The sequence below is a fragment of the Streptomyces sp. NPDC002476 genome (assembly GCF_042889785.1).
In the GTDB taxonomy this organism is placed as follows: Bacteria; Actinomycetota; Actinomycetes; order Streptomycetales; family Streptomycetaceae; genus Streptomyces.
The window spans coordinates 12,157-36,073 of the sequence record NZ_JBIARH010000054.1; the positions used below are offsets into that span (position 1 = coordinate 12,157).

Sequence of the window (23,917 nt, forward strand, 5' to 3'; positions counted from 1 at the left end):
CGGGGCACGAATCCGGTCGTCGGCGGATCAGTGGGATCCGGCGTGATCGAGTGCGGCGATCTCCGGGTGGTGCAGGTCGAAGGCCGGCGACTCGCTGCGGATGCGCGGCAGGGAGGTGAAGTTGTGCCGGGGCGGCGGGCAGGACGTGGCCCACTCCAGGGAGCGGCCGTAGCCCCAGGGGTCGTCGACGGTGACCTTCTCGCCGTACTGGGCGGTCTTCCAGATGTTGTAGAAGAAGGGCAGGAAGGACAGCCCGAGGAGGAACGACCCGATGGTGGAAAGGGTGTTGAGGGCGGTGAACCCGTCGGCGGCCAGGTAGTCGGCGTACCGGCGGGGCATGCCCTGCGAGCCGAGCCAGTGCTGCACGAGGAACGTGAGGTTGAAGCCGACCGTCAGTACCCAGAAGGTCATCTTCCCCAAGCGTTCGTCGAGCATCTTGCCGGTGAACTTCGGCCACCAGAAGTGGAATCCGGCGAACATCGCGTAGACCACGGTGCCGAAGAGGGTGTAGTGGAAGTGGGCGACGACGAAGTACGAGTCGGTGGTGTGGAAGTCGAGCGGGGGCGAGGCCAGGATGACGCCGGTCAGTCCGCCGAAGACGAACGTGACGAGGAAGCCGGTGGCCCACAGCATCGGTGTCTCGAAGGAGAGCGACCCCTTCCACATGGTGCCGATCCAGTTGAAGAACTTCACCCCGGTGGGCACGGCGATCAGGAAGGTCATGAAGGAGAAGAACGGCAGCAGCACGCCGCCGGTGGCGTACATGTGGTGGGCCCAGACGGTGACGGACAGGCCCGCGATGGCGATGGTGGCGCTGATCAGGCCGATGTAGCCGAACATGGGTTTACGGGAGAAGACCGGGACGACCTCGGAGACGATGCCGAAGAACGGCAGGGCCAGGACGTAGACCTCCGGGTGCCCGAAGAACCAGAACAGGTGCTGCCACAGCAGGGCGCCGCCGTTGGCCGCGTCGAAGATGTGCGAGCCGAACTTGCGGTCCATCTCCAGTGCGAGGAGGGCCGCGGCGAAGACCGGGAAGACCATCAGGATGAGGAGGGCGGTCAGCAGCACGTTCCAGGTGAAGATCGACATCCGGAACATGGTCATGCCCGGGGCACGCATGCAGATGATGGTGGTGATGAAGTTCACCGCGCCGAGGATGGAGCCGAAGCCGGAGAGGGCCACGCCCATGATCCACATGTCGGCGCCGATGCCCGGGGAGTGCGTGGCGTCGGACAGCGGGGCGTAGGCGAACCAGCCGAAGTCGGCGGCTCCCTGCGGGGTGAGGAAGCCCGCCGCCGCGATCAGCGACCCGAAGAGGAACAGCCAGAACGCGAGCATGTTCAGCCGCGGGAAGGCCACGTCGGGGGCGCCGATGTGGAGCGGCATCAGCCAGTTCGCGAAGCCCGTGAACAGCGGCATGGCGAACAGCAGCAGCATCACCGAGCCGTGCATGGTGAACGCCTGGTTGAACTGCTCGTTGGACATGATCTGCGTGCCGGGGCGGGCGAGTTCGGCCCGCATCACCAGTGCCATCACGCCGCCGATCAGGAAGAAGGCGAAGGCGGTGACGAGGTAGAGCGTGCCGATCTGCTTGTGGTCGGTGGTGGTGAGCCACGAGACGACGAGGCGGCCGCGCGAGGGGCGGCGGCCGGGGACGTTCCCGGAAGCGGTCCCGGTGACGGGACGGTCGGGGCCCGGCGTGGGCACGGGCCGGGGCCCGGGGGGCTGGGGGCCCTGTGCGGGAGCGGCCTCGCTGCCCTGCGTTTCCATTGCGTCCACCGGACTTGTTCCTCCAGCTGTTGCGGTTCTCAGAACGTTCCCGGCCCCGGGTGCGGGGTCCGGGACGGTCGGGAAGGTCCGGCTGCTCACGGGGGACGGACGGACCGGACCTTCCCGGCGCCGCACCATGCTGCTCGCGGGCGAGGACGCTCCCCAGGGGCCGACGGGCACCTTCCGCGGGGCCGGTCGGCCCTGCGGCGGTCCTCGTGCGGGGCCGGTCGGCCCCGCTTCCTCCCGCGCGAGGGCGTGCACCGCCGGTTCCCCGTCCTCCGGGCTGCCGTAGGCTGACAGGTCGTGGACCGGTTCCAGCCCTGCGGTGATCCGGTGATCAGATCCCGGCGTACGGCGGACGACGTACGGCACACGGCACCAGAGAACGGCGACCCGATGGAAGAGACAGCACCTCCCGCGCCCGGCTCCGCTTCCGGGATACCCGCCCCGGCCGCACCGGGGGCCCGACCGTCCGGGGCCTCCTGCCCACGCCACGCGGCGTGGCCGCAGCCGAGCCGGCCGGACCGGATGCGGGGTCTGCTGGACGCCGTGATGGGGCTGGGGCGCGGCCTGGAGCTGCCCGAGGTGCTGCGCGGCATCGTCGAGGCGGCGGTGACGCTGACCGACGCGGAGTACGGGGCGCTCGGCATCATCGGGGACGGGCAGAAGCTGCTGGAGTTCCTGCCGGTGGGGCTGTCGCAGGAGGTCGCCGCCCGGATCGGGCAGTCGCCGTGCGGGCGTGGCATCCTCGGCGAACTGATCCGTCATCCGGAGCCGTTGCGGCTGAACGATCTGGGCAGTCATCCGCGCAGCTACGGCTTTCCGCCGCACCACCCGCCGATGCGTACGTTCCTCGGGGTGCCCATCCGGGTGCGCGACGAGGTGTTCGGCAACCTGTATCTCACGGAGAAGCGGGGCGGGGCGGGTTTCGACGACGACGACCAGGCGGTGCTGACCACGCTGTCGATCGCCGCCGGGGTCGCCATCGACAACGCCAGGATGTACGACGAGAGCCGCCGTCGGGAACAGCGCCTGGAGGCGCTGGGCGAGATCACCCGTGCCCTGCTGTCGGGTGCGGCCGCCGACGAGGTGCTGCATCTGATCGCCGAACGGGCGATGGAGGTGGCGGGGGCGGACCGGGCGGCGGTCCTGCTGCCCGGGGCACGGCCGGGGACGGCGGTCGCTGCGCCCGGCCCGGCGTCGGGTGCCGAGGAGCGGCTCACGGTCGCCGTCGCCCATGGGCGGGACAGCGAACATGTGACGGGGCTGTCCGTGCCGGCTTCGGGATCGCTGGCCGGGCTCGCCGCGCGGAGCGGGGCGCCCGCGTACTGTGCCGACGTGCGGACGGATCCGCGGGCCCATCCGTTCGGCGGCGGCGCCGAGGAAGGGCTGGGTCCGGTGGTGGCGGTGCCGTTGCGGCTGGGCAGCGGGGCGATGGGCGCGCTGCGTCTGGGGCGGCCGGTGGGCCGCCCGCCGTTCGACGACACCGAGGTGGCGCTCGTGTCCGGCTTCGCCGACCAGGCGGCGATCGCGCTGGAACTGGCCCGTGGGCGGGCCGAGTCCGAGGAGCTCGCCGTGATGCACGACCGGGACCGGATCGCCCGCGATCTGCACGACCTGGCGATCCAGCGGCTGTTCGCGACGGGGATGACGCTGCAGAGCACCACCCGGGCCATCGCGGACCGGCCGGACGCGGCGGAGCGGGTCAGCCGGGCGGTGGACGACCTGGACACCACGATCCGGATCATCCGGTCCACCATCTTCGATCTGCGCACGGCGGGCGGTTCCGGGCACAGCGGGCTGCGGCACCGGATGGCGGAGACGGCCCGCACGGCGGCGCGCGCGCTCGGCTTCCGGCCGTCCGTGCGGATCGACGGACCGGTCGACACCACCGTCCCGGACGAACTGGCCGAACACGTGGTGGCGGTCGCCGCCGAGGCGGTGTCCAACGCGACCCGTCACGCGGGCGCGAGCCGTATCGACATCGTGCTGTCGGCGGACGACGCGGTGACCCTGACCGTCACCGACGACGGCATCGGTGTCCCGGACGCCCACACGACCGTTCCCGGCGCGGGGGCGGCGGCCCGGGGCGACGGGCAGCCGGTGCGGCGCGGCGGGCTGGCCAACATGCGGACCCGGGCGGAGCTGTGCGGCGGCACGCTGGGCGTGGAGCGCCCCGCGGAGGGCGGCACCCGCGTCGTGTGGCGTGCCCCGCTCCACGGCTGACGCTCCGGAAGCGGGCGGCGCACGCCGGACCTGGCGCCGGCCCCGGGGTCTGCGTCGGGCCCGAGGTCGGCCGGCTCCCGGTGGCAGCGGTGGGAGGAGTCCTCAGCCGCGCCGGATCTGTTCGGCGCCCTGACGGTCCTTGAGCCGGCCGACGAGCATCGCGGCCTGGATCCGGCGGCCCACGCCCAGCTTGGCGAGGATCGAGGAGATGCGGTTCTTGACGGTCTTCTCGGCCAGGAAGAGGCGTTCGGCGATCTCGCGATTGGTGAGACCCTCGCCGATGAGGTCCAGGATCTGGCGTTCCCTGGCCGTGAGCTGGTCCAGTTCGGAGAGCTCCGGCTCCTCGGCGGGGCCGCGCTCGGGCCCCCTGAGCCGGGCCATCACGCGCGCGGTCGTGCGCGGGTCGAGCATCGACGTGCCGGACGCGACCGTGCGGACGGCGGCGATCAGGTCGGCGCCGTTGATCTGCTTCAGCACATAGCCCGCCGCGCCCGCCATGATGGCGTCGAACAGCGCCTCGTCGTCGTCGAAGGACGTCAGCATCAGACAGGCCAGGCCGGGCATCAGGGCGCGCAGTTCCCGGCACACCTCGATCCCGGCCTGATCGCCCCGCGGGTCGTCGCCGAGGCGTACGTCGAGCACGGCCACCTGGGGCCTGCTCGCGGGCACCCGGGCCAGCGCCTCGCGGGCGCTCGACGCCTCGCCGACCACCTCGATGCCGTCCTCGGCCTCCAGCAGATCGCGCACGCCGCGCCGTACGACCTCGTGGTCGTCGAGGATGAAGACGCGCACGGGGTCGGCGGACCGCGACGGATCCGTTTTCAGCGGGGACTTCGCGAAGTCGTTCACACCATGCTCGATCGGCTCGGGGAAAAGGCGGACGCCCACCAGTATGTGCGTTCCTCCGGCGATCCCCGCGCCGGGGTTGCGAAGCATGGTGAACAGTATCTGAACAGGGCCGAAAGGCCCTGTGACCAGGGCCGGTCGGCGAGTCGATGGCGGTGCCATACTGACGCCGCCGAGATCATCCGGGCGCCGCCGACGTCATTTCGCCCGGTTTTGGCACCCATCCCCATCGCACCGCCCCAAGGAGTCACCGGTCCATGAACACCCCGAGCGAGGACTACCACGCACTGCTCGCGCGGCACGACGCGATGCGGCTGAGGCGGCGCATCCTCTCCCCGACCGGTACGGACGACGGAGCGCGGCGCGCCGAGCGGCCGCAGGCGTACGACGGAACGGCGGACCAGCAGCTGATCCTCGACTGCCTGCCGCTGGTCGGCCCGTTGGAGGGGCTGATCGACGACCTGTACCGGGCCCTGTTCGAGCGGCACCCGTATCTGCGGTCGCTGTTCCCCGAGTCGATGGCGTTCCAGCAGGCGCATCTCGTCGAGATCTTCCGCCACCTGATCGGCAATCTGCACCGCACGGACGACATGATCGGCAGGTTCGTGCAGCTGGGGCGCGACCACCGCAAGCTCGGTGTGCGTCCTGCGCACTTCGAGGCGTTCGAGACGGCGCTGCTGGAGGCACTGCGCATGCGCGCAGGTTCCCGGTGGACCGCACTGCTGGAGGACGCCTGGCTGCGGATGCTGCGGCTGGCCGTCTCCGCGATGGTCAAGGGCGCCGACGAGGCGATCGCCGAACCGTCGAGCTGGAACGCGACGGTGACCGCGCACGAGCTGCGTGCCCCGGACCTCGCGGTCCTGCGGGTGCGCCCGCATGAGCCGTACGCCTTCACGGCCGGGCAGTACGCGTCCCTGGAGTCGCCGCTGCTGGAGCAGGCGTGGCGTCCGTACTACCTGGCCCGCGCGCCGCATCCGGACGGCGAGCTGGAGTTCCACGTACGGGCCCGTGGCGCCGGCGGCGTCAGCGACGCGCTGGTGCACCACGCGCGCGAGGGCGACACCGTACGCCTCGGCGCGCCGCGCGGCAGGCTCGCGCTGCCCGGTCACACGCCGTCCGCCGACGTCCTGCTGATCGCCTCGGGCACGGGCTGGGCCGCGATGAAGGCGCTGCTCCAGCAGGTCGACGCGGAGCGGTCCCGGGCGTACCGGGTGCGGCTGCTGCTGGACGGCGGGGCGGACGAGGGCATGTACGACGCCGCGTATCTGGACTCGTTCCGGCGCGGGCGCTCCTGGCTGACCGTGCTCCCTCCCACCGGTCCCCTCACGGACCAGGAGCTGCGGACCCTGTGCGGCGTGCCGGGACGCAGTTCCGGGAACCTCGTCCGGCAGCACGTGTTCCTGGCGCTGGCCCCCGAGGTCTCCGCGCCGGACGCGACGGGGGCGGTGTCGGACCGGCTCGCCGCCGCGGGGATTCCGGCCGCGTGCGTCCATCACGACAGCACCGGCAGCGTCCCGGTCGTCGGACCGGGACGCGATGCCGTCGCGGGCGCGCTCGAGACGTCGTTCACAGAAATGACGCCCAGTTCGACCAGAACCGGGTTGCTATCAGCATGACGATGACCAGGCACCAGGTCACGGGCACCACCAGCGGGAACTCCAGTACCGCCGCGACGACGGCCCGCGGGGCGGGCAGTACGCCGTGGCGCAGGTTGTGCACGGTGGTGTGCCAGAACATGAAGACGGTCGCCACCCACACGAGCATGCACCACAGGCAGAGCGCGCCGATGTCGTACAGCGCCTGAGTCATCAGCCACATGCAGAACACGGCGCCGAGGAAGGTGCCCAGGTTCAGGCCCAGCCAGTACCAGCGCCGGTAGCGGGCGCCCGCGAGGAGACCCGCGCCGACGCCCATCACCACCCCGAAGCCGATCAGTCCGAGAAGCGGATTGGGGAAGCCGAACACCGATGCCTGTTCACTGCGCATCACGTCCGTGCAGGAGAGCGTGGGATTCAGTGAACAGGCCGGGACGAAACCGGGGTCGGCGAGCAGTTCGAACTTGTCGATGGTGATCACGAAGGAGCCCAGCAGCCCGAGCGCCGCGGTCACCACCAGCAGCCACCCGAACCCGGGTCGGGCGCCGATCCGTTCCAGGGCCGCGCCGGTCCCGGGCGGGTCGTCGTCCGCCCGTGGGGCGCGGTCGTCCGGTCCGCCGTCGGCCGGGCGCGGCTCGTGGTCGCGGACGGTCCGGGCGGCGGGGTTCGCCGTCGGCGTCCGCCGTACAGATGTGCTCACGCCGGCCTCCGTCGTACGCAGCCGTCCGGCCACACGATGTCCACGGGGATGCCCCGCGCCCGGGCGAACGCGACCAGATGGGCGGTGGCGTCCCGGCCGTCGGAGGGCGAGCCGTCCCACACGGCGAGCACGGAACGGCAGGTCGCCACCAGCCGCTCGTCCGCGCCGACGCACGCGTCGCGGTCGGCCGGGTCGAAGGCCAGCAGGCGCACGTGCTCGGCCAGGACCAGCAGTTCACCGGCGGCCCGCCGGTCCCGCTCCGGCAGCACGGCGGGTACCGCTCCCTGGGCCGGCAGCAGCACCGTCAGTTTCCGCCCGGCCGCCCGGACCGCGCGCCCGAACACCAGGGGCAGGCCCGCCCCCGCGCGGACGAGCGCGGCCGCGCCCTCCGCCAGGCAGTCCAGCCGTGCTCTCAGTTCCGCCTCCACCAGTTCCAGCGTTCCGCTGTCGAGATCCCTGTGTCCGACGACCGCGATCACCGCGTACCCCTTCTGTGCACCTGTGCACCACCGACCCGACCGAGCGCTCCGCATGCCGCGCCCCGGCCCCGGTTGCCGCCGTCGGACCGGGCCGGGCATGCGAACCACCGAAGTGAACCCATCGGGGGATCGCCCCCGCTAGGGCCGTTCGGCCCTGGGCCGTTCGGCCCTGGGCCGTTCGGCCCTGGCGGGGCGGAGCGCCACACGATGTACTCGTACGGCAGACGAGCACATCAGGAGACGAGGCCGCCCCATGAGCCACGCAGGTCGTCAGTCATGAGCCACACAGGTCACCGGCCGCCGCCCCGGTCACCCCTGCCCGTGATCACGGGCCCGGCCGCGCACGGCCGGCCGGAGGGAGACGTGCCCCACGGCGCCGAGGCCACCTGGCCGCGCCGGACCGTCGAGCTGACGAGCGCTCAGGCCCTTCGGCTGCTCGGCGAGGTGTCGTTCGGACGGATCGTCTTCACCCAGCAGGCGCTGCCCGCGATCCGGCCGGTGAACCATGTGCTGGACCGCGGCCGGATCGTCATCCGGACCCATCAGGACTCGGATCTGTTCGCCCAGACCCGGGACCACGGCGACCGCGGTGTCGTGGTCGCCTATCAGGCCGACGCCATCGATCCGCTGACCCATCTGGGGTGGAGCGTCGTCGCGACGGGCTACTGCCGGCCGGTGACCGATCCCGACGCCCTGATCCGCTACCAGCGGCTGATCCGGCCCTGGTCGGACCGGATGATGGAGTGCGCGGTCCACATCCGGCCGCATCTGGTCACCGGGATCCGGCTGGCCGAAGGGGGCGGGCACGGGTGAGGCGGGCACGGGTGAGGCGGCCGCGGCGCGGCACGGGCGGCGGACGCCGGTGACGGTCACGGCGGCGTGCGGCGTGCGGCGTGCGGCGTGCGGCGTGCGGCGGTATGCAACGGGGCGGACACCGTTCCTGAAACGCCCGACCGCCGCCCTCCACGGCCTGCCGCGCCTCGCTCACGCGGGGCGGTAGGGGCCCCACCCCATGTACGCGTGGTACTGAGCCATCGCGAGTTCCCAGGTGTCGGCGTCGAAGACGTGTATCAGGGAGGGGCCGTCATCGAGCAGGTCACGGGCCGAAGCACAGGGTGAGGTCGCCCTCGCCCGCCCGCCGGAGTCCGAACCGCGCGGGTCCGTCATGGCGGCCGCCGGGACGGCGCCCCGCCCTCCGCGACCGGCATCCCGGCCCGCCCCCGGCCGGAACGGGACGTCCCGGCCGGGGCACTCGGGCTACTTGCTGACGGCGAAACGCATCAGGTCCCGCTCGTCCCCCTGCTTGATCTTGCCGGTCTCGTTGATCACTTCGAGCTTCCAGCTCGTGCCGACACGGATCGCCTTGGCCACGGCGCAGCCGTTGTCGTTGGTGAGCATGCTCGGCCAGATGTCGGCGACCTGCTGGCTGCTGCCGCCCGTCGCGTCGTACACCTTGAAGCTGATGTTGCGCGCGTTCTGGAAGGCGCTGCGCTTCTTGTACGCGGCGGCGATGAACACGATGGACGTGATGTTGGACGGTATCCGGGCGAACTCGACGGTCACCGTCTCGTCGTCGCCGTCCCCGCGCCCGGTCTGGTTGTCCCCGCTGTGGACCAACGAGCCATTGCCCATGGGGTCCAGGGAGTCCAGCCCGGCCAGCCGGACCGGTTCCTGGCCCTGCATGGCGACGGCGATCAGGTCGAGATCGGTGCCCACCTTCTGCCGGAGCTTGCCCAACAGCCCGCCACTGCTCCCGACGGTCGGGTCCCAGGACACCCCGATGGACAGATGGGTCACCCCGTCCAGATCGGCCGGGCCGTCTTCCTTCTTCAGCGTGATCATGCGTGATCCCTCTTGGTGGTCAGACTGCTACCCCGTCAGTGTGCCTGGTGCCGCCCCACCCCGCCCACCCGGGTGGACATCCGGGACGAACACCCCGGATCCGATGTCCCTCGCGCCCCGCCCCGGTCCGGTGGCGCGGGCCGCACGGCCCGTCAGGCGCCGCCACCGGGACGGGCCGGCGCGAGACCGTGCTCGGCGAGCGGCCCGACGGTCAGTCCCGCGGCGCGGATCTGGTCGATCAGCCCGGGCAGCGCCGCGAGCGCGGGCCGCCATCGGCCGGACGCCGACAGGTCGGCGTCGTGCAGGAGCACCGTGCCGCCTCCCCGCAGGTCTCGGCGCACGGTGGTCAGGACGCCCTCGGCCGTCGCGCCCTCGGCCCAGTCCCGGCCCCAGGCCGACCACAGCACCGGGCGCAGTCCGCAGCGCGCGGCCGCAACCCAGCGCCCGCCGGTCAGGATGCCGTAAGGCGGCCGGTACCACAGCGGCCGGGCGCCCGAGACCCGGTGCACAGCCGCCGCGGCGCGGGAGATCTCACGCGCGTCCCGGCTCGCGGCAGGAAGCCAGGGCCGGCTGTGCGTCCAGCCGTGGACGGCCAGTTCGTGGCCGCGGCGGACGATGTCGCGGCCGAGCCCCGGGTGGCGCAGCAGGCTCTCCCCCAGCACGAAGAACGTGGCACGCGCGGAGAGCCGGTCCAGTGCGTCGAGGAAGAACGGGGTGGAGCCGGGGTCCGGCCCGTCGTCGAAGGTCAGCGCGATGTGGTGGGGGCGGCCGAGACCGGCCAGGGCGGGGAACCAGGTCCGGCGCGGGCCCGCGAGCCAGGTGCCGGCGGGGGCGAGGTGCGCGGTCAGCGCCAGCGCCGACACCGTCAGGGGGACGCGTGCCGCAGCGCGGACGCGCGGGTGTCGGTGGTTCATGGGGTCCTCGTCCCTCCGTCGGTGCGGGCTACCGGCCGCGGTCGGCCGGATGCTCGCGCGGTGGCGTCGCCGTCGTGTCCCAGTGCCCCGCGAACGCCGGGGACCGCGACAGGCCCACGGTCCCGCCGGCCATCAGACACGCGCCGACCACGGCCGTCTGCGCGTGGCTCCCCAGCGCGATCCGCTCGCCGAACAGCACCGCACCCAGGACGACGCTCACCAGCGCGTCCCCCAGCGTGAGTGCCGGCTGCGAGACGGCCAGCGTCCCGGCGCGCAGGGTGCTCTGCAGCAGCGCCACGCTCAACAGGCCGACGCCGCACATCGCGTACGGGTATCCGCTCGTGAGGACCGCCGCCGCCCCGTCCGGTACCCGGCCGGCGACCTCCTTGACCAGCCCGGCGGTGCAGGCGAAGCAGACCGCCGTGGCACAGCCGAGCGCCGCGACGCGGGCGGCGCCGCGGACGCCGCGGGCGACCAGGAGCAGCGCGGCCACCGCCGTCGCGGCACAGGCTCCGGCGAAAAGCCAGGGGCCGGCCTCTCCGGTCGCCTCGCCCGGGGACGGCCCGGCGGCGGTCAGGAAGAGCGTCAGACCGGCGCCGAGCATCAGGAAGGACAGCCAGGTCCTGCCGCCCGGGCGCTGGCGGAACACGACGGTTCCGAGCAGGAGCGTGAACAGGAGCTCGCTCGCCATCAGCGGCTGCACCACCGCCATGCTGCCGACCGCGAGCGCCGCCGCCTGGAGCAGGGCGGACAGTCCGAGCGCCGACGCGCCCGCCAGCCAGAACGGCCGCCGCACCAGCCGGACCGCCCGGCGCACCGCGTCACGCATCGTCCGGTGCGCTTGCCTCGCGTCGTCCGCCGGTTCGCACGCCGCCTGGTCCACGGCGGCCCGCCGCTGCAGCACGGAGGCGGCGCCGTTGGCGAGAGCCGCCAGCAGCGCCAGTGTCACGGCGAGGACGTCCACGCGTGCCGGCGGATTCACCCGAAGCGGGCGGCGAGCCGGTGGTAGAGCCCGGGGGCCACGGCTCGCACACATCCGGGCAGACGCAGCCAGCCGGGGACGTACACCTCGGCACGGCCCGAGAGGTAGGCGTCCCAGACGGCGTCGGCGACCCTCTCCGGTGACATGGGACGGGGCCACGAACGCGCGTACGGCATGCCTCGGCGTTCGAAGAACGGGGTGTCCACGACGCCGGGGACCAGATGGGTGATCCGCACGCCGGTTCCCCTGAGTTCGTGGCCCAGGGCGTCGGCGAAGGTGCCGATCGCCGCCTTCGCCGCCGAGTACACGGCTTCGCCGCGGACGCCGGTGGATCCGGCCACCGATCCGATCAGCATGATGTGCCCGCGACCCGCCGCGAGCATGTGCGGCAGCAGGAGCCGCACCAGCCGGACGACGGACACCAGGTCGACGGTGAGGACCCGGTCTGCGGCGGCCTCCGGCATGGATTCGAAGGGGCCGGCCCAGCCGACCCCCGCGGCGGCGACGAGCAGGTCCACCCGGCCCGCGAGATCGAGGGCCTGGCGGGCGAGCCGCTCCGTGCCGCCGGGTGCCATCAGGTCCGCGCACAGCGCCGTCGAGCGCGTCCGCGCCGCGACGCGCTCCAGGCGCTCGCGGTCGCGGCCGGCCACCAGCAGCCGCCAGCCCCCTTCGGCCGCGATCCGGTACGAGACCGCGGCCCCGATGCCCGAGGAGGCACCCGTCACCAGGGCCACGCCGTCGCGGACGGCGCGGCCGTCCGACGCGTCGGCGCCCGGCACTCCGCGGTGGGCGGTGCCCGGACCAGATGACATGGTCTCTCCCCTGGGTCGGCACGGTGCGGCGCGTCGTCTCCGCCGCCCGGGGATCGGGATCGCTCGGAGATCTCGGGGGGCCTCGCGCCACCGGGTCTGGTTAGGAGTAGCCCGGGTGCGCTCGGACAAAACCGTCGCGACCCACACCTCACTGAACCGCACGGCACCGCCCGCGCCCGCAGAATGGGACCACCACGCCCAGTGCCCATGGCGCCGGATCCGCCGCGCGCCGCCGACGTCAGGGGTGATCAGGTGCCCGCTGCCCACACGGACGGCCGTTCGGGGCCGCGCCGGGACACCCGTCGACCGGGTGAGCCGGGTGCGCCCCCACCGCGGCGCGTGCGACGCTCCCCGGCGACGGCCCGCCGCGGACGGTCGCCCGTACCGCGGATCCCCGTAGCGGCCCGCCCCGGCCGGTGGTCGCGGACCGTCGGCCGATGAGCGCGGCATCCGGGCGGTTCCTGGTCCTGAGCGCCGGCATGGGCTCCGGGCACGACAGCGTGGCCGCCGAGCTGGCCCGCCGGCTGGAGGCGGGCGGAGGGTGGACGGCGACGGTCGACGTCCTCGATCTGCTGCCCCCGGGGACCGGTGCCGGGCTGCGCGCCTTCTACCGGACGGTCATCCGCCGCGCGCCGTTCGTCTACGCGGGGCTGTACGCGGCGTTCTTCCGCCACCCGGGGGACGGTCTTCCCCGGCCGGGCAGCGCCCCGTTGGCGGTGCTCGCGGAGCGGCGGCTGCTGGAGCTCGTCGCGCGGCGGCGCGCGGACGTGGTGGTCCCGGTCTTCCATCTCGCCGCCCAGCTCACCGGCGGTCTGCGCGCCCGCGGCGCGCTGCGCGTGCCGAGCGCCGTGGTCATCACGGATTTCGCCGTGCACCGCCAGTGGCTGCATCCGGGCAACGACCTCCACCTCTGTCTGACGCCCGGTCTCGCGCACCGGGTGCGGCGGGCGGTACGGCGTCCGGCCGTCGTCTCCGGCCCGCTGGTGGCGCCACGCTTCCACGCCCCGGCGCCGACGGCCGAGGAATGGCGGCACCGCCTCGGCCCGCCGGACCGTCCGCCGGTGCTGGTCTCGACGGGGGCGTGGGGGGCGGGCGCGCGGGTGGTGGACACCGCCGGGCTGCTGGCCTCGGCGGGGTACCGGCCGGTCGTGCTGTGCGGGAACAACACGCGTCTGCGCCGCAGCGTGGCCCGGGTCGAGCACGCGGTCGACCTGGGCTGGGTGGACGACGTGCGGGGCGTGATGGCGGTCGCCCGGGCCCTGGTCGACAACGCGGCGGGCCAGACGGCGCTGGAGGCGCTGGCCGCCGGGCTGCCGGTGGTCGGTCACCGGCCCATTCCGGGGCACGGCGCGGAGGGCGTGCGGAGCATGGCGGCGCACGGTCTCGCCGACCACGCCCGGGACCCGTGGGCACTGGTGAGGGCTCTGGACGAGGTGACGGCCCCGGGCCCGGCACGCGAGCGGCGTCTGTCCGCGGCCCGCGGCCTGTTCCGGGGAGAGGGGGTGCTCCCCCTGGAGGCCCTGGCCCGGGCCGGGCGTGCGCGAGCGCGCGGGGCGGGGGTGCCCGGCGGTTCGCCGGGGACCTGACCGGTGGCCCTTCAGTAGCGGAGCGTGCCCGCGATGCCGACGCTGTCGGGAAGGGTGCCGTCGGGGACGAAACGCACTTCCGTGTCGGCGTCCAGCGCCGCCTCGACGAGGCTGTCGACGATGTCCGTCTCGACGCCCTCGGGAGCTCGTTCGCCCTCCGGTACGTCGACGATGTGCAGCTGGTGGTTCTCGTCGGCCCGCCCCGCGGCGCGCAGGCCCTCCTCCACGAGGACGAGGGCGGCCCTGTGGTCCATGACCGTGTTCCACACCTCCGCGAGGCCCGCGACGTACGCCTTGCGGCCGCGCGCCGCGTCCAGGTCCGCGCGGGCCTGCTGTGCGCGGTCCTCGAGGATCTTGCGGAAGACGGGTTCCAGACGCTTCTCCAGCTGGGGGACGGCGTGCTTCTCGGCACCCGTCAGTTCCAGCCCGCCCACCGTCGCCCCGGCGTGGCGCGAGATCTTTCCGAAGGCGGTGGTCAGCTCGGGGCTGCCGACCAGGATGAGGGGCAGGTTCCGGTCCGTCATGGCCCGGGCGAGGCGCTCCTCGACGTCGGAGACGTACTGACCGACACGAGCCGCGCGGTAGCCCGTACGGTCCGTGCCGTACGCCGGGCCGGGGAGCGCGTCCGCCAGGTCCGGGACCTGCGGCTTCGCCGGGAAGCCGTGGGCGGTGACCTCGGTCAGGCTCCCGGCGTGGGCCAGGTACAGCCTGCTCTCCTCCTGGTCGAGGACCAGCACCCAGTACGGGCGCGCGTACAGGTGGGCCGCCACCAGGTTGCGGGTGAGGTACGTGGTCGTGATCTCGACGCGTTCGGGGATGTCGTGCGGCGAGATGAACTGCCACGCCTGCGGGTCCTCGTCCGGCGCGAGCAGCACCAGCAGGCCGTCCTCGGCGCGCTGGGCGTCGATCAGCCGCAGGACGGTGTCCTCGCCGAGCTGTCGCTCCAGCCGGATCCGGCTCTCGCGGTCGACCTCGGGGTCCTCCTTGAGGCGTCGCACCGCCTCGCCGAGGAGATTGCGCAGGCGGATCGGGTCCTGTTCGTTGTCGGGCCTGGCCCGGTGGGTCGGCATGAGCAGCGAGATCGCCGGGAAGGGGCGCGGGCGACGCAGGTCCTTGAGCACGGCCGGGGTCAGGTCACTCGTGCGCATCCATGGCCTCCCTGGAGCGGCGGGGACGGTGATCGCATCCAGGGGACCACGGCACGGCAGGCCCCGCGACCGGGCGGCCCGGCCCCGGGGCCCGGTGCCGGGGAACCTCCTCGGACCCTGTCGGCCGGCCTTCGGCCGGAAGGCGGACGTGGCCCGGCACGGCCGCCCGGTCAGTGGTCACCCGGCGGGCTCTCGGCCCACCGCCGCCGGTGACGATCCTCCGGACACTGCCATGCGGGGTGTGCCGGTGCCGTCCGCGGGGACGGTCCAGATGTCGCTCCCCCGGCCCCCGGCGCCGGGCAGGGCGTAGGCGACGGTGCCGTCGTCCAGCCAGGCCGCCTGGTCGTCGACGTTGTGCGTCTCGGCGAGCGGTGTCTCGCGCATGGTCCGCAGGTCGAGGACGTACAGCCGCCAGGGATCGGCCGGGTCGTCGGAGACCTTCTTCTTGAAGGCGAGCCGGGTGTTGTCGGGCGACAGTGAAGGACACTCGACGTTCTGCCGCAGCGCCTTCGCCGACCACTTCGCCATGTCCCCCTCGACCAGGTAGGTGCGGCCCTTGGTCGAGACGGTCGCGTAGAAGCGGTTGTCGTCGCGGGCGAAGGTCACCCCCCAGTAGTTCACGTCGGGCGCGTGGTAGCGGGCCCCGTCGACGGTCAGGGGGATGCCCTCGATGGACTTGACGAGGTAGCCGGTGCGCAGGTCGAGGATCGCGGTCCGGGTGGAGAAAGCGGTGGTGGCGTACGAGTCCCCGGTGGCGAACACCGTCCAGGACACCATCCGCCCGGAGGCGGAGACGCGGGCGCGGGTGGGAAGGCCCGGCACGGTGATCCGGCGCTGTTCGCGCAGTCGGCGGTCGAGCACGACGGCGTGCGTCCTGGGCAGTACGCCGGGGCGGGCGCGCAGGCAGACCGCGTGGTCGCCGGAGGCGTAGAACCGGTCGCAGGCGGGGCCGCCGGGGGTGCGCGTGCCGGGCGGGGCGGCGAGCGGGCGGCGGGCGACACGTCCGGTGGCCGTGTCCCGGAAGTACAGCGCGGGCCCGGCGACGGTGAACGAGGCGTCGGCTTCCGTCCGTTGGGCCGGGGTACGGTGCTGCGCGTGCAGGGCGTAGCCGGCGGATCCGCCCGCGAGGAGCAGCACCGCGGCCACCAGGACGGCGATCCGGGCCCGTGGGCCCAGGGGTGTCGTGGGTTCGGGGAATCCGGCGCTCATGCGGTCGGCCTCTCGGTGGTCGGGGCTCCGGGCTTCTCGGCGGCCGCGGCGTCGGACGGGTCACGGGGCAGCAGCGCCCAGCCGCCGGCGAGCGCGGCGAGCAGGGCGACGGCCGCCGCCCACAGGGCGGGGCGCGGTCCCCACACCGTCCAGGCGGCGCCGAAGCCCGCGGCGGCGAGCATCCGGGCGAGTGCCTGGCCGGTCTGGAGCAGGGCCAGCCCGCCCGCCCTGCCGTCGGCGGGCAGTACGGGTGCGGCCAGGGCCATCAGCACGCCGTCGGTACCGGCGTAGAAGACCCCGAGCAGCACGAGCACGGGCACGACGAGGAGCAGGACGGGGCCACCGGCCGGGAGAAGGAGCGCGGCGTACACGCCGAGCAGGGCGAGGTGCCCGTACAGGAACGGCAGCCGTCGGCCCACCCGGTCCGCGATCCGCCCGGCCGGGACCGCGAGCAGCAGGTAGCACGCCGCAGCGCCGAGCGGCAGCAGCGGGAACCAGCCGACGGGGAGGTCGAGCCGGCGCTGGAGCATGAGGTAGACGAAGGCGTCCCCGATCGTGGCGGCGCCGAGCAGCCCGGCGGCTGCGAGGATCCGCCGGAAGCCCCGGTCGCGGAGCGCCGCGAACACCTTGCGGGTACGGGGGGTCCGGGGCGTCGGCGGGCTGACGACCGGCTGTCCGGGTACGTACAGCACGAGGAGCAGTAAGCCGAGCAGCCCGACGCAGAAGCTGACGACGAACACCGCGTCGTAGGCCCCGGTGGTCGCCCGGAGCAGGGCGAACGCGGCGAGCGGCCCGAGCAGGGCGCCGGTGGTGTCCATGGCCCGGTGCACGCCGAAGGATCTGCCGAGCGTCTCGGGCCTGCTGCTGAGCGTGATCAGCGCGTCCCGGGGCGCGGTGCGGATGCCCTTGCCGACGCGGTCGGCGGCGAGAGCGGCGGCGATCCCTGCGGTGGCGCCGCCCGCGAGCAGCAGTCCGAGCCGGGAGAAGGCGGAGAGGGCGTAGCCGATGCCCGCGACTCTCCTGTGCCGGTGTCCGCGGTCGGCCGCGTGTCCGCCGAGCAGCCGGACCACGGAGGTCGCGCCGTTGAACAGGCCGTCGAGGAAGCCGAATTGGAGGGGTGAGAGACCGAGTCCGAGGACCAGGTAGAGCGGCAGCACCGCGGTGACCATCTCGGAGGAGACATCGGTGACGAGGCTGACCGTGCCGAGTGCCAGGACGGTGCCGGGGACGCGCCGGCCCGCCCCGGCGGTGCGGGGCGGTGCCGGTGTGTCCCGGCGGCCTGTGGTCGCCAGGTACATCAGTGGCAGGTGTACTTCGGGCTGGTGTCCTTGGCCTTGCCGTCGGTGCCGACGTAGCTGAAGCTGTAGCCGGTGTCGGTGAAGTCCAGTTTCAGGACGCCGTACTGACCGCTGATCCGCTTCTGGCTGTTGGGCTGGACCTCCTCGATGGGGTAGGGCTCGGCGCCGCCCATTCCGCCGACGACCTCGGTGATTCCGTCGGCGGTGGCCTTTCCGTCGGGGTTCTGCGGGGCGAACCGCTCGTAGTGGTGGTCGTGCCCGTTGAGCACGAGGTCGGCCTTGGCCCCGTAGAGGAGCTTCCAGACCGGCCGGCTGACCGGGTCGTTGCCGTGCCCGCCCGAGGAGTACAGCGGGTGGTGCCAGTAGGCGGCGATGCACGCCTTGGTGTTGGCGGCCAGATCGGCCTTGAGCCAGTCGATCTGGGCGCTCTTGTCGAGGGAGTTGGAGTCGAGGGCGATGAAGTGCCAGTTGCCCTCGTCGAAGCTGTAGTAGGTCTTGCCCTGGGGGTAGGCGATCGCGCCGAAGTACGCCTTGTAGCCGGCGAGCGATCCGGCCGGGTCGTACGTCTCGTGGTTGCCGGGCACCGGGTGCGTCTTGTTCTTGAAGGCGCCCCAGGTCTTGTCGTAGTAGGCGCGGTAGTCGGAGATCCGGGCGTCGTCGTACTGGTTGTCGCCCATCGTCAGGTAGAACTTCGGGTTGATCTGCTGGGCCAGCGCGGCGGTCCTGGGGTGGGCGCAGTCGCTGTCGGAGGCGGTGCACTGGGCGGCGATGTCACCGGCGGCGACCACGGTGAAGGCACCGGTCTGCGGGGGCGTCCCGGCGAACGTGCCGTACACCTCGACCTCGTGGAGCGAATAACCGTACGAGGTGCCGCGCGCGGTGCCGTACACGCGCAGGTAGCGGCCCTTGCCGGACAGGCCGGGCCGGTCGTCGGTGCCGCCGTCGCCCGCCGTCTCCTCGGCGAGCCGGGTCCATGCGGTGCCGTCGGCGGATATCTCGATCCGGTACGCCTTGGCGTACGCGGCCTCCCAGTCGAGCTTCACCCGTGTGACGTCGGCGGTGGCGCCGAGGTCGACGCGGATCCACTGCGGGTCCTTGCCCTCGACGCTGGCCCAGCGGGTGGCCGGGTCGCCGTCGAAGGCGTTCTGCGGGCCGAGACCGGAGTCCTCGGTGGAGGAGGCGGTGGCGGGCCTGCCGCCGGAGATGAGGGGGTCGGCGGTGGCGTCGGCCCGGTCGGGCCAGGCGAGCAACAGACCGCCGACGAGGAGGAGCACGGCGGCGAGGACCGTGGGCACCGTACGGTGCCGGGTGGCTGTGGGGAGCGGAGCTGAGCCTTTCAGGTGCATACCTGCACTCCTGGCCTGGGGGGCGAGAGCTGGGCATTGGTGCGTGACCGCGCCCCGGCCCGCGTACGGGCGGGAAGGGCATCGAGGTGGCCGGGTCAGAGCTCTCGCTGAGCGCGTCATGCCCGTGGGGCGGGCACCGCGCCAGGCCACCGGCCGGAATGCTAGCGAACAGTAAACTTTCCTACCAGTCCCCCGACCGGCCGTGTTCCGCGGCCGTTCGCCGCCTTCCGCCACAGGAATTCAGCCCTCGGAAACAGTCTCGAATCCCTCTGCCCGAGAGGTACGGGACGGGCCCGGCTCCGTGCGCGGGTTGCCCCGGGGCGGGGTGCGGGACGACGCTGGAGGAAGCGGCGGCCCCGCCCGGTGAACCGGGCCCCGGGCCGCGTACCGGAGACGACGGGGAGGCACCGGCCGTGGACGGTCGGGAACCCGTGGCACCGCGCCGCCCGGGCGCGCGCGGCCACCGCACCGTGCCGCACACCGCGGACCTGCGGGTGGAGGCGTGGGCCCCCACGGCCGGGGGCTGTGTGGCCGAGGCCGTGCGCGCGATGGTGGAGAGCTTCGCCGACACGTCCGGCGCGGCCCCGGTCGGGGAGCGCACCTGCCCGGTCGCGGCCGGCTCCGGCGAGGACCTCCTGGTGATGGTCCTGGAGGAGGTCGTCTACCGGCTGGACGCCCACGGGGAGATCCCGCTCGACGTGGAGGTGGACGAAGGCATGGGGACGGACACGGGCACCGGAGCGTCCCGAGCGGCGGGCGGCGGACCGGTACCGCTGGTCCGTTTCCGCATGGCCGACGCCGGGACCGCCCGGGAGGTCGGCGCCGTACCGAAGGCCGTCTCGCTGCACGGCCTGCGGCTGCGGCACGGCCCCGACGGCTGGGCCTGCGGGGTGACCCTCGATGTCTGAACGCGGGCCGGCCACCGACCGGAGGTGAGGGCCATGGAGATCGCACTGACGCAGCGGAGCCCGTACCGGTTCCGGATCGAACAGCGGGAGCCGATGCGCGTGCCCGGGATGGTGTTCGCCTCCCGTGCGCTGCTGCCGCAGGCGTCCGGGGACAAGGCGCTGGAGCAGGTGGCGAACGTGGCGACGCTGCCCGGCATCGTGCGTGCCTCCTTCGCCATGCCCGATGTGCACTGGGGCTACGGCTTCCCGATCGGCGGGGTGGCCGCCACGGACATCGCCCGCGGCGGGGTCGTCTCACCGGGTGGCGTCGGGTTCGACATCTCCTGCGGCGTCCGGCTGCTGGCCGCGGGGATCGACCGCGAGGCGCTCGACCAGGACCGGATGCGGCGGCTGATGGACGCTCTCGATCGCACCGTCCCGCGCGGCATGGGACGTGGCGGCCTGTGGGAGCTGTCCGGGACCGCGGAGATGGATGAACTGCTGGTCGGCGGGGCGCGGTACGCGGTCGAACACGGTCACGGGGTGCCGCGCGACCTCGCCCGCTGCGAGGACCACGGCGTCCTGGAGGGCGCCGCGCCGGGAGAGGTGAGTTCACGGGCCGTCGAACGCGGACTGCATCAGGTGGGCAGTCTCGGGTCGGGCAACCACTTCCTGGAGGTCCAGGCGGTGGACCGGGTCCACGACCCCGTCACGGCGGCGGCCTTCGGGCTGCGGACGGGTCAGGTGTGCGTCATGATCCATTGCGGCTCGCGGGGCCTGGGGCACCAGGTGTGCACCGACCACGTCCGCGTGATGGACCAGGAACTGCACCGGCACGGCATCCGGGTCCCGGACCGGCAGCTGGCCTGCACCCCGGTCGACTCGCCGCGCGGCCGCGCCTACCTGGGGGCGATGGCGGCGGCCGCCAACTACGGCCGGGCCAACCGGCAGTTGCTGTCCCAGGCCGCCCGTCGCGCCTTCGCCACGGCCACCGGGGCGGGGCTGGACCTGGTCTACGACATCTCGCACAACACCGCCAAGATCGAGACCCATGAGGTGGACGGTGAGCGGCGCTCCCTGTGCGTCCACCGCAAGGGGGCGACACGGGCGCTGCCGCCCGGCGACCCTGAACTGCCCGAGGACCTCGCGCGGGCGGGCCAGCCGGTGCTGGTCCCCGGGACGATGGGCACCGGCTCGTACGTGATGGTCGGCCTGCCCGGCAACGACGCGTTCCGCTCCGCCTGCCACGGCGCCGGCCGGGTCTGGAGCCGTCACCAGGCACTGCGCATGGTCCGCGGCGAGCGGCTGCGCGACGAACTGGAGGCCCGCGGCATCGCCGTGCGCCCGTCGTCGTGGCGCGGTCTCGCCGAGGAGACACCGGAGGCGTACAAGGACGTGGACGCGGTCGTGGAGGCCACCGAGGGCGCCGGGCTGGCCCGGCCGGTGGCCCACCTGGTGCCACTGGGCGTCGTCAAGGGGTGAGTCGCCGACGGGAAGCACGCCGCCCGCGCCCTCCGCTCCCCTATCCGATACCGTCCTCGAAGTCGTCGGCGTCCTCGGGCCCCGCCACGTCGTCGCCGACGGTGTAGGTGTCCTTGACCTTGACCTCGCTGACACCCCGGCCCTCGGGAAAGACGCGCCGCCAGTCGCCGACGACGTGCAGTTCGTCGGTGCCCATCGCCCGTACGACGGCGAGTCCGTCCTCATGGGCCTTGAGAGCCTTCATCCAGAGGTTGGCGAACGCCTGCGAGCGGATGATGTGCATCCAGTCCGGCCGGTACAGCTCCCGGTTGTAGTTCGACTCCCCCATGGTGGAGACGAACTTGGAGTACATCGCCTTCACGTACTCCAGCGTCACCTCGTCGTCGTCGGCGATCGCCGTGTCCCTGGCCTCCTTGAGCGCGACCCGGAACTTCTCCAGCAGATTCTCGGTGGCTCCGGAGGTGAACGACTCGTGGATCTCCGGTGGTTCGCACAGCCCGTGCTTCGGACCGGACAGCCGCAGCAGGAGGCGCAGGGTCGGTTCGGTCACCCACAGCGGGCCTGGTTCGTCACGGTTGCCGATCGGGTTGGGCAGCACCGCCGTGTGTTCCCACACGGGCGGGGTGATCAGGTGAACACCGGCACGGCGGCGGTCGTGGGCGAAGCCGGTGGAATGCTCCAGCTGCCCCAACGGCAGATGTGTCTTGAGGGCGGAGAGATAGGCGCCGTTGATGTCGAGCGCCGTCACCTCGTGGCGGCCGGGCGGAAGTTCGTGCCGGGTCCACCTCGGGCGCGCCTCCCAGATCTGGTCGGCCCCCCTGGACGTCTGTTTCTTGAGGATGTCGGGGATCCAGGGATGGGCGATCACGTCGTAGCGGGCGCCCTTGCGGGTCTCGTCCAGCAGGCGCATCGCGTCCGGGATGGCCCGTTTCGACAGGGCGGCGACGGCCGCGTCGATGTCGCCCCGGTGCTCGGCGAGCGCGCCCCGGACCGCCTCGTGGATCAGGGCGGCCGGGCCGGCCTGCTGCTGGAAGGCACGTCGGGCCGGTGATCCGGAACGCCTCGACGGGCCCGTCGTGGACGACGCTCCCGCGCCGGAGGCGGTGGAGCGCTCCGGCGTCCGGTGGACGGGCGGTCCGGCCACCCGAGCGGGGGCGGGGGCGACGTCCGGGGATCCGGCCGTCGTGGCGGCCGGGCGGCAGTCGGCCGCGTCCAGGTGCTGGGCGAAGCCCGCGACGCGCTGCGTGGCCGGATGCCCGCACAGCACGCACGGCTCGGCGGCCTCCAGGGGCTCCACCTCGTCGGGCGCCGGGCCGGGGCCCGGCGCGGGAACGACGGCAGCCGCCGCGCCGTGCACCGCGGGCCGTTCGCCGGCCGGGGTCGCGCCGCCCTCCGACACGTCCTCGTCCCCGGCCCCGGACCCGACGGCGGGCCCGGGGGCCGACGCGGGGCCGGTGGCAGAAGGGCCGGGCTCCGTGCCGAGCCTGGCGCTCAGTCCGTCCAGCAGATACGCGTACTTGGCGCGTGTCTCGCCGGACGGGTCCCGGCCGCTCTCCCACCCGGCGACGGTCGACGGGCCCACACCCAGCGCCCGCGCCACCTGCGCCCTGGACAGCCGGGCCCGTTCGCGCAGGGCGCGGCGCACCTCGGCGGCCGGGAGCTCCGCTTCCGGGCCGACGGCGGCGAGCAGCGAGTCGATCGCGTCGAAATCACTCACCGGACAGGCCCTTCAGATGTAGGTGACGGGGTTGCGGGACAGATGCGGGATCGGGGTGGGGCGTCCCACGCGCGGATCACCGCGCAGGAGCTCGCCCTCGAGCGCGTAGCGGTCGCCGCGCTTGGAGATGCCGGTGATCCTCGCCACCGCGAGCACGGTGCCCGCAGTGTTGATGATCTGCGCCTCGTTCTGGGACAGGGCCCGGTCCGCGTTGAACTTCCAGACGCCCCGACCGGCTTCCCACGCCTCGTCCTCGCTCATGCCGGGACGCCACCCGCGGGCGGTTCGCGCCGGGCCGTCGGCCGCCTCCGCGGCACGCTCCGCGCCGATCCGGATCTGGAGCACCCGCACACCCCTCAGACATACTCCTCAACTTGTTGAGAAGTTTACATCGCCCGAGCGGACAGGGCGTCGGCGCGTCACGGAGGAGCCCGACCGGCCACCGGAGAAACTGCCTTGCATGACCAACACACTCAAAGCATTCCTCGAAGGCGGCCCCGACGACCTCCCGGAGCGCATCGTCCCCCTCACCACCCCGGGGAACGACCTCAAGGTGCCGTTCCGCGGCGGATACGAACACTTCAGGGTCACCACACGACGCCAGGACACCCCGGAGGGCCAACTGCCCGTCTACGAGTGGTGGGAGCGCACGGAGTTCCCCGGCTGAACGGCACCCGGAGCACGACACCGTTCCGGGACGCACGCGCCCCGAGGCACCACGGCACCGCTCCGGGACGGGACACCGTCCGGGGCACGGGCGGCCCCGACCGCGCCGGCACCACACCACGGACGGGCCACCGGGCGGCACAACACAGCACAACTCTCAAAACAGCAGGTCAGAGGCGAGGGCAACCGACGCCGACACATCGGCGGGCGCCTTTTCCCGGGCGTGTCAACGAAAGACACGCTGTCGCGGGGGTGAGCGGGTTTCAGGAAGTCGCCCGGACGGACCAACGGAATATCAAGGGCGCCTACTTTCGGGGCAGTTGAGCGTTTATCGGATTATCCGGAAATAGCATTTGGCGTAGGTCGTGTACCCCGATAGGCGTTCGGGCCGCGCACGGCAACGTGTCCG

22 protein-coding genes are annotated in these 23,917 nt (G+C 73.2%); 7 read left to right on the top strand and 15 right to left on the bottom strand.

The features are described from left to right. Positions 1-27 precede the first annotated feature (27 nt). Positions 28-1,773 carry a cytochrome c oxidase subunit I gene (ctaD, locus tag ACFYXM_RS33465; RefSeq protein WP_389295193.1) on the bottom strand — a complete coding sequence of 582 codons (1,746 nt, stop codon included), beginning with the start codon at positions 1,771-1,773 and terminating at the stop codon, positions 28-30. A 528-nt stretch (positions 1,774-2,301) separates the two neighbouring features. Here ctaD and ACFYXM_RS33470 point away from each other — a divergent pair. Then, positions 2,302-3,999: a GAF domain-containing protein gene (locus tag ACFYXM_RS33470; RefSeq protein WP_389295158.1), complete on the top strand. Its 1,698-nt coding sequence runs from the start codon at positions 2,302-2,304 to the stop codon at positions 3,997-3,999. Between the two features lie 102 nt (positions 4,000-4,101). On the opposite strand, the gene ACFYXM_RS33475 is transcribed toward ACFYXM_RS33470, so the two are convergent. Next, a complete protein-coding gene (locus ACFYXM_RS33475; RefSeq protein ID WP_389295160.1) occupies positions 4,102-4,935 on the bottom strand; it encodes a response regulator in 834 nt (277 codons plus the stop codon). A gap of 167 nt (positions 4,936-5,102) precedes the next feature. Here ACFYXM_RS33475 and ACFYXM_RS33480 point away from each other — a divergent pair, with 167 nt between their 5' ends. Next, positions 5,103-6,461: a globin domain-containing protein gene (locus ACFYXM_RS33480; RefSeq protein WP_389295162.1), complete on the top strand. Its 1,359-nt coding sequence runs from the start codon at positions 5,103-5,105 to the stop codon at positions 6,459-6,461. Here the strand turns inward: ACFYXM_RS33480 and ACFYXM_RS33485 are convergent. Together ACFYXM_RS33485 and ACFYXM_RS33490 are read right to left on the bottom strand one after the other, a co-directional pair. Then, the gene (locus ACFYXM_RS33485) at positions 6,412-6,999 is read right to left on the bottom strand and encodes a vitamin K epoxide reductase family protein (protein WP_389295195.1); all 588 of its coding nucleotides are present in this window, start codon (positions 6,997-6,999) and stop codon (positions 6,412-6,414) included. The two genes, ACFYXM_RS33480 and ACFYXM_RS33485, sit on opposite strands and share 50 nt — an antisense overlap. Positions 7,000-7,136: 137 nt before the next feature. Next, entirely contained in the window at positions 7,137-7,619 is a 483-nt protein-coding gene (locus ACFYXM_RS33490) for a hypothetical protein (RefSeq protein ID WP_351523515.1), read from the bottom strand. A gap of 276 nt (positions 7,620-7,895) precedes the next feature. On the opposite strand from ACFYXM_RS33490, the gene ACFYXM_RS33495 reads away from it, so the two are divergent. After that, positions 7,896-8,432 carry a pyridoxamine 5'-phosphate oxidase family protein gene (locus ACFYXM_RS33495; RefSeq protein ID WP_389295164.1) on the top strand — a complete coding sequence of 179 codons (537 nt, stop codon included), beginning with the start codon at positions 7,896-7,898 and terminating at the stop codon, positions 8,430-8,432. Positions 8,433-8,603: 171 nt separating this feature from the next. Here ACFYXM_RS33495 and ACFYXM_RS33500 read toward each other — a convergent pair whose 3' ends face one another. The 5 genes from ACFYXM_RS33500 to ACFYXM_RS33520 all read right to left on the bottom strand — a co-directional run bounded on the left by ACFYXM_RS33500 (position 8,604) and on the right by ACFYXM_RS33520 (position 12,169). Continuing rightward, on the bottom strand, positions 8,604-8,786 hold the full coding sequence (locus ACFYXM_RS33500) for a hypothetical protein (protein WP_389295165.1): 183 nt from the start codon (positions 8,784-8,786) through the stop codon (positions 8,604-8,606). Positions 8,787-8,876: 90 nt separating this feature from the next. Further along, positions 8,877-9,461 carry a TerD family protein gene (locus ACFYXM_RS33505; protein ID WP_389295167.1) on the bottom strand — a complete coding sequence of 195 codons (585 nt, stop codon included), beginning with the start codon at positions 9,459-9,461 and terminating at the stop codon, positions 8,877-8,879. Between the two features lie 152 nt (positions 9,462-9,613). After that, positions 9,614-10,375, bottom strand: coding sequence for a polysaccharide deacetylase family protein (locus ACFYXM_RS33510; protein ID WP_389295169.1), 762 nt, complete (start codon positions 10,373-10,375; stop codon positions 9,614-9,616). Between the two features lie 28 nt (positions 10,376-10,403). Beyond that, the gene (locus ACFYXM_RS33515) at positions 10,404-11,339 is read right to left on the bottom strand and encodes a DMT family transporter (RefSeq protein ID WP_389295171.1); all 936 of its coding nucleotides are present in this window, start codon (positions 11,337-11,339) and stop codon (positions 10,404-10,406) included. Between the two features lie 14 nt (positions 11,340-11,353). Further along, the gene (locus ACFYXM_RS33520; protein WP_389295173.1) at positions 11,354-12,169 is read right to left on the bottom strand and encodes an SDR family NAD(P)-dependent oxidoreductase; all 816 of its coding nucleotides are present in this window, start codon (positions 12,167-12,169) and stop codon (positions 11,354-11,356) included. Positions 12,170-12,606: 437 nt separating this feature from the next. Between ACFYXM_RS33520 and ACFYXM_RS33525 the strand changes: the two genes are divergently transcribed. After that, positions 12,607-13,755: a galactosyldiacylglycerol synthase gene (locus tag ACFYXM_RS33525; protein ID WP_389295175.1), complete on the top strand. Its 1,149-nt coding sequence runs from the start codon at positions 12,607-12,609 to the stop codon at positions 13,753-13,755. 11 nt (positions 13,756-13,766) lie between these two features. Here the strand turns inward: ACFYXM_RS33525 and ACFYXM_RS33530 are convergent, their stop codons facing one another. The 4 genes from ACFYXM_RS33530 to ACFYXM_RS33545 form a co-directional block, all read right to left on the bottom strand. After that, the gene (locus tag ACFYXM_RS33530; RefSeq protein WP_389295177.1) at positions 13,767-14,903 is read right to left on the bottom strand and encodes a hypothetical protein; all 1,137 of its coding nucleotides are present in this window, start codon (positions 14,901-14,903) and stop codon (positions 13,767-13,769) included. 177 nt (positions 14,904-15,080) lie between these two features. Continuing rightward, on the bottom strand, positions 15,081-16,112 hold the full coding sequence (locus ACFYXM_RS33535; protein ID WP_389295179.1) for a TolB family protein: 1,032 nt from the start codon (positions 16,110-16,112) through the stop codon (positions 15,081-15,083). Further along, complete coding sequence (locus ACFYXM_RS33540; protein ID WP_389295181.1) at positions 16,109-17,410, bottom strand: MFS transporter; 1,302 nt, start codon at positions 17,408-17,410, stop codon at positions 16,109-16,111. Before ACFYXM_RS33540 ends, ACFYXM_RS33535 begins: the two co-directional genes overlap by 4 nt. Further along, positions 17,410-18,756, bottom strand: coding sequence for a discoidin domain-containing protein (locus tag ACFYXM_RS33545; RefSeq protein WP_389295183.1), 1,347 nt, complete (start codon positions 18,754-18,756; stop codon positions 17,410-17,412). Before ACFYXM_RS33545 ends, ACFYXM_RS33540 begins: the two co-directional genes overlap by 1 nt. Before the next feature lie 413 nt (positions 18,757-19,169). Between ACFYXM_RS33545 and ACFYXM_RS33550 the strand changes: the two genes are divergently transcribed. Further along, positions 19,170-19,664 (top strand): archease, encoded by a 495-nt coding sequence (locus tag ACFYXM_RS33550; RefSeq protein WP_389295185.1) that lies wholly within the window; start codon positions 19,170-19,172, stop codon positions 19,662-19,664. A gap of 33 nt (positions 19,665-19,697) precedes the next feature. Continuing rightward, entirely contained in the window at positions 19,698-21,125 is a 1,428-nt protein-coding gene (locus tag ACFYXM_RS33555) for an RtcB family protein (protein ID WP_389295187.1), read from the top strand. 40 nt (positions 21,126-21,165) lie between these two features. Here ACFYXM_RS33555 and ACFYXM_RS33560 read toward each other — a convergent pair whose 3' ends face one another. Next, positions 21,166-22,842 carry a helix-turn-helix domain-containing protein gene (locus tag ACFYXM_RS33560; protein ID WP_389295189.1) on the bottom strand — a complete coding sequence of 559 codons (1,677 nt, stop codon included), beginning with the start codon at positions 22,840-22,842 and terminating at the stop codon, positions 21,166-21,168. 12 nt (positions 22,843-22,854) lie between these two features. Continuing rightward, complete coding sequence (locus ACFYXM_RS33565) at positions 22,855-23,187, bottom strand: hypothetical protein (protein ID WP_389295191.1); 333 nt, start codon at positions 23,185-23,187, stop codon at positions 22,855-22,857. A gap of 115 nt (positions 23,188-23,302) precedes the next feature. On the opposite strand from ACFYXM_RS33565, the gene ACFYXM_RS33570 reads away from it, so the two are divergent. Then, on the top strand, positions 23,303-23,509 hold the full coding sequence (locus tag ACFYXM_RS33570; RefSeq protein WP_073791732.1) for a DUF5988 family protein: 207 nt from the start codon (positions 23,303-23,305) through the stop codon (positions 23,507-23,509). Positions 23,510-23,917 lie beyond the last annotated feature (408 nt).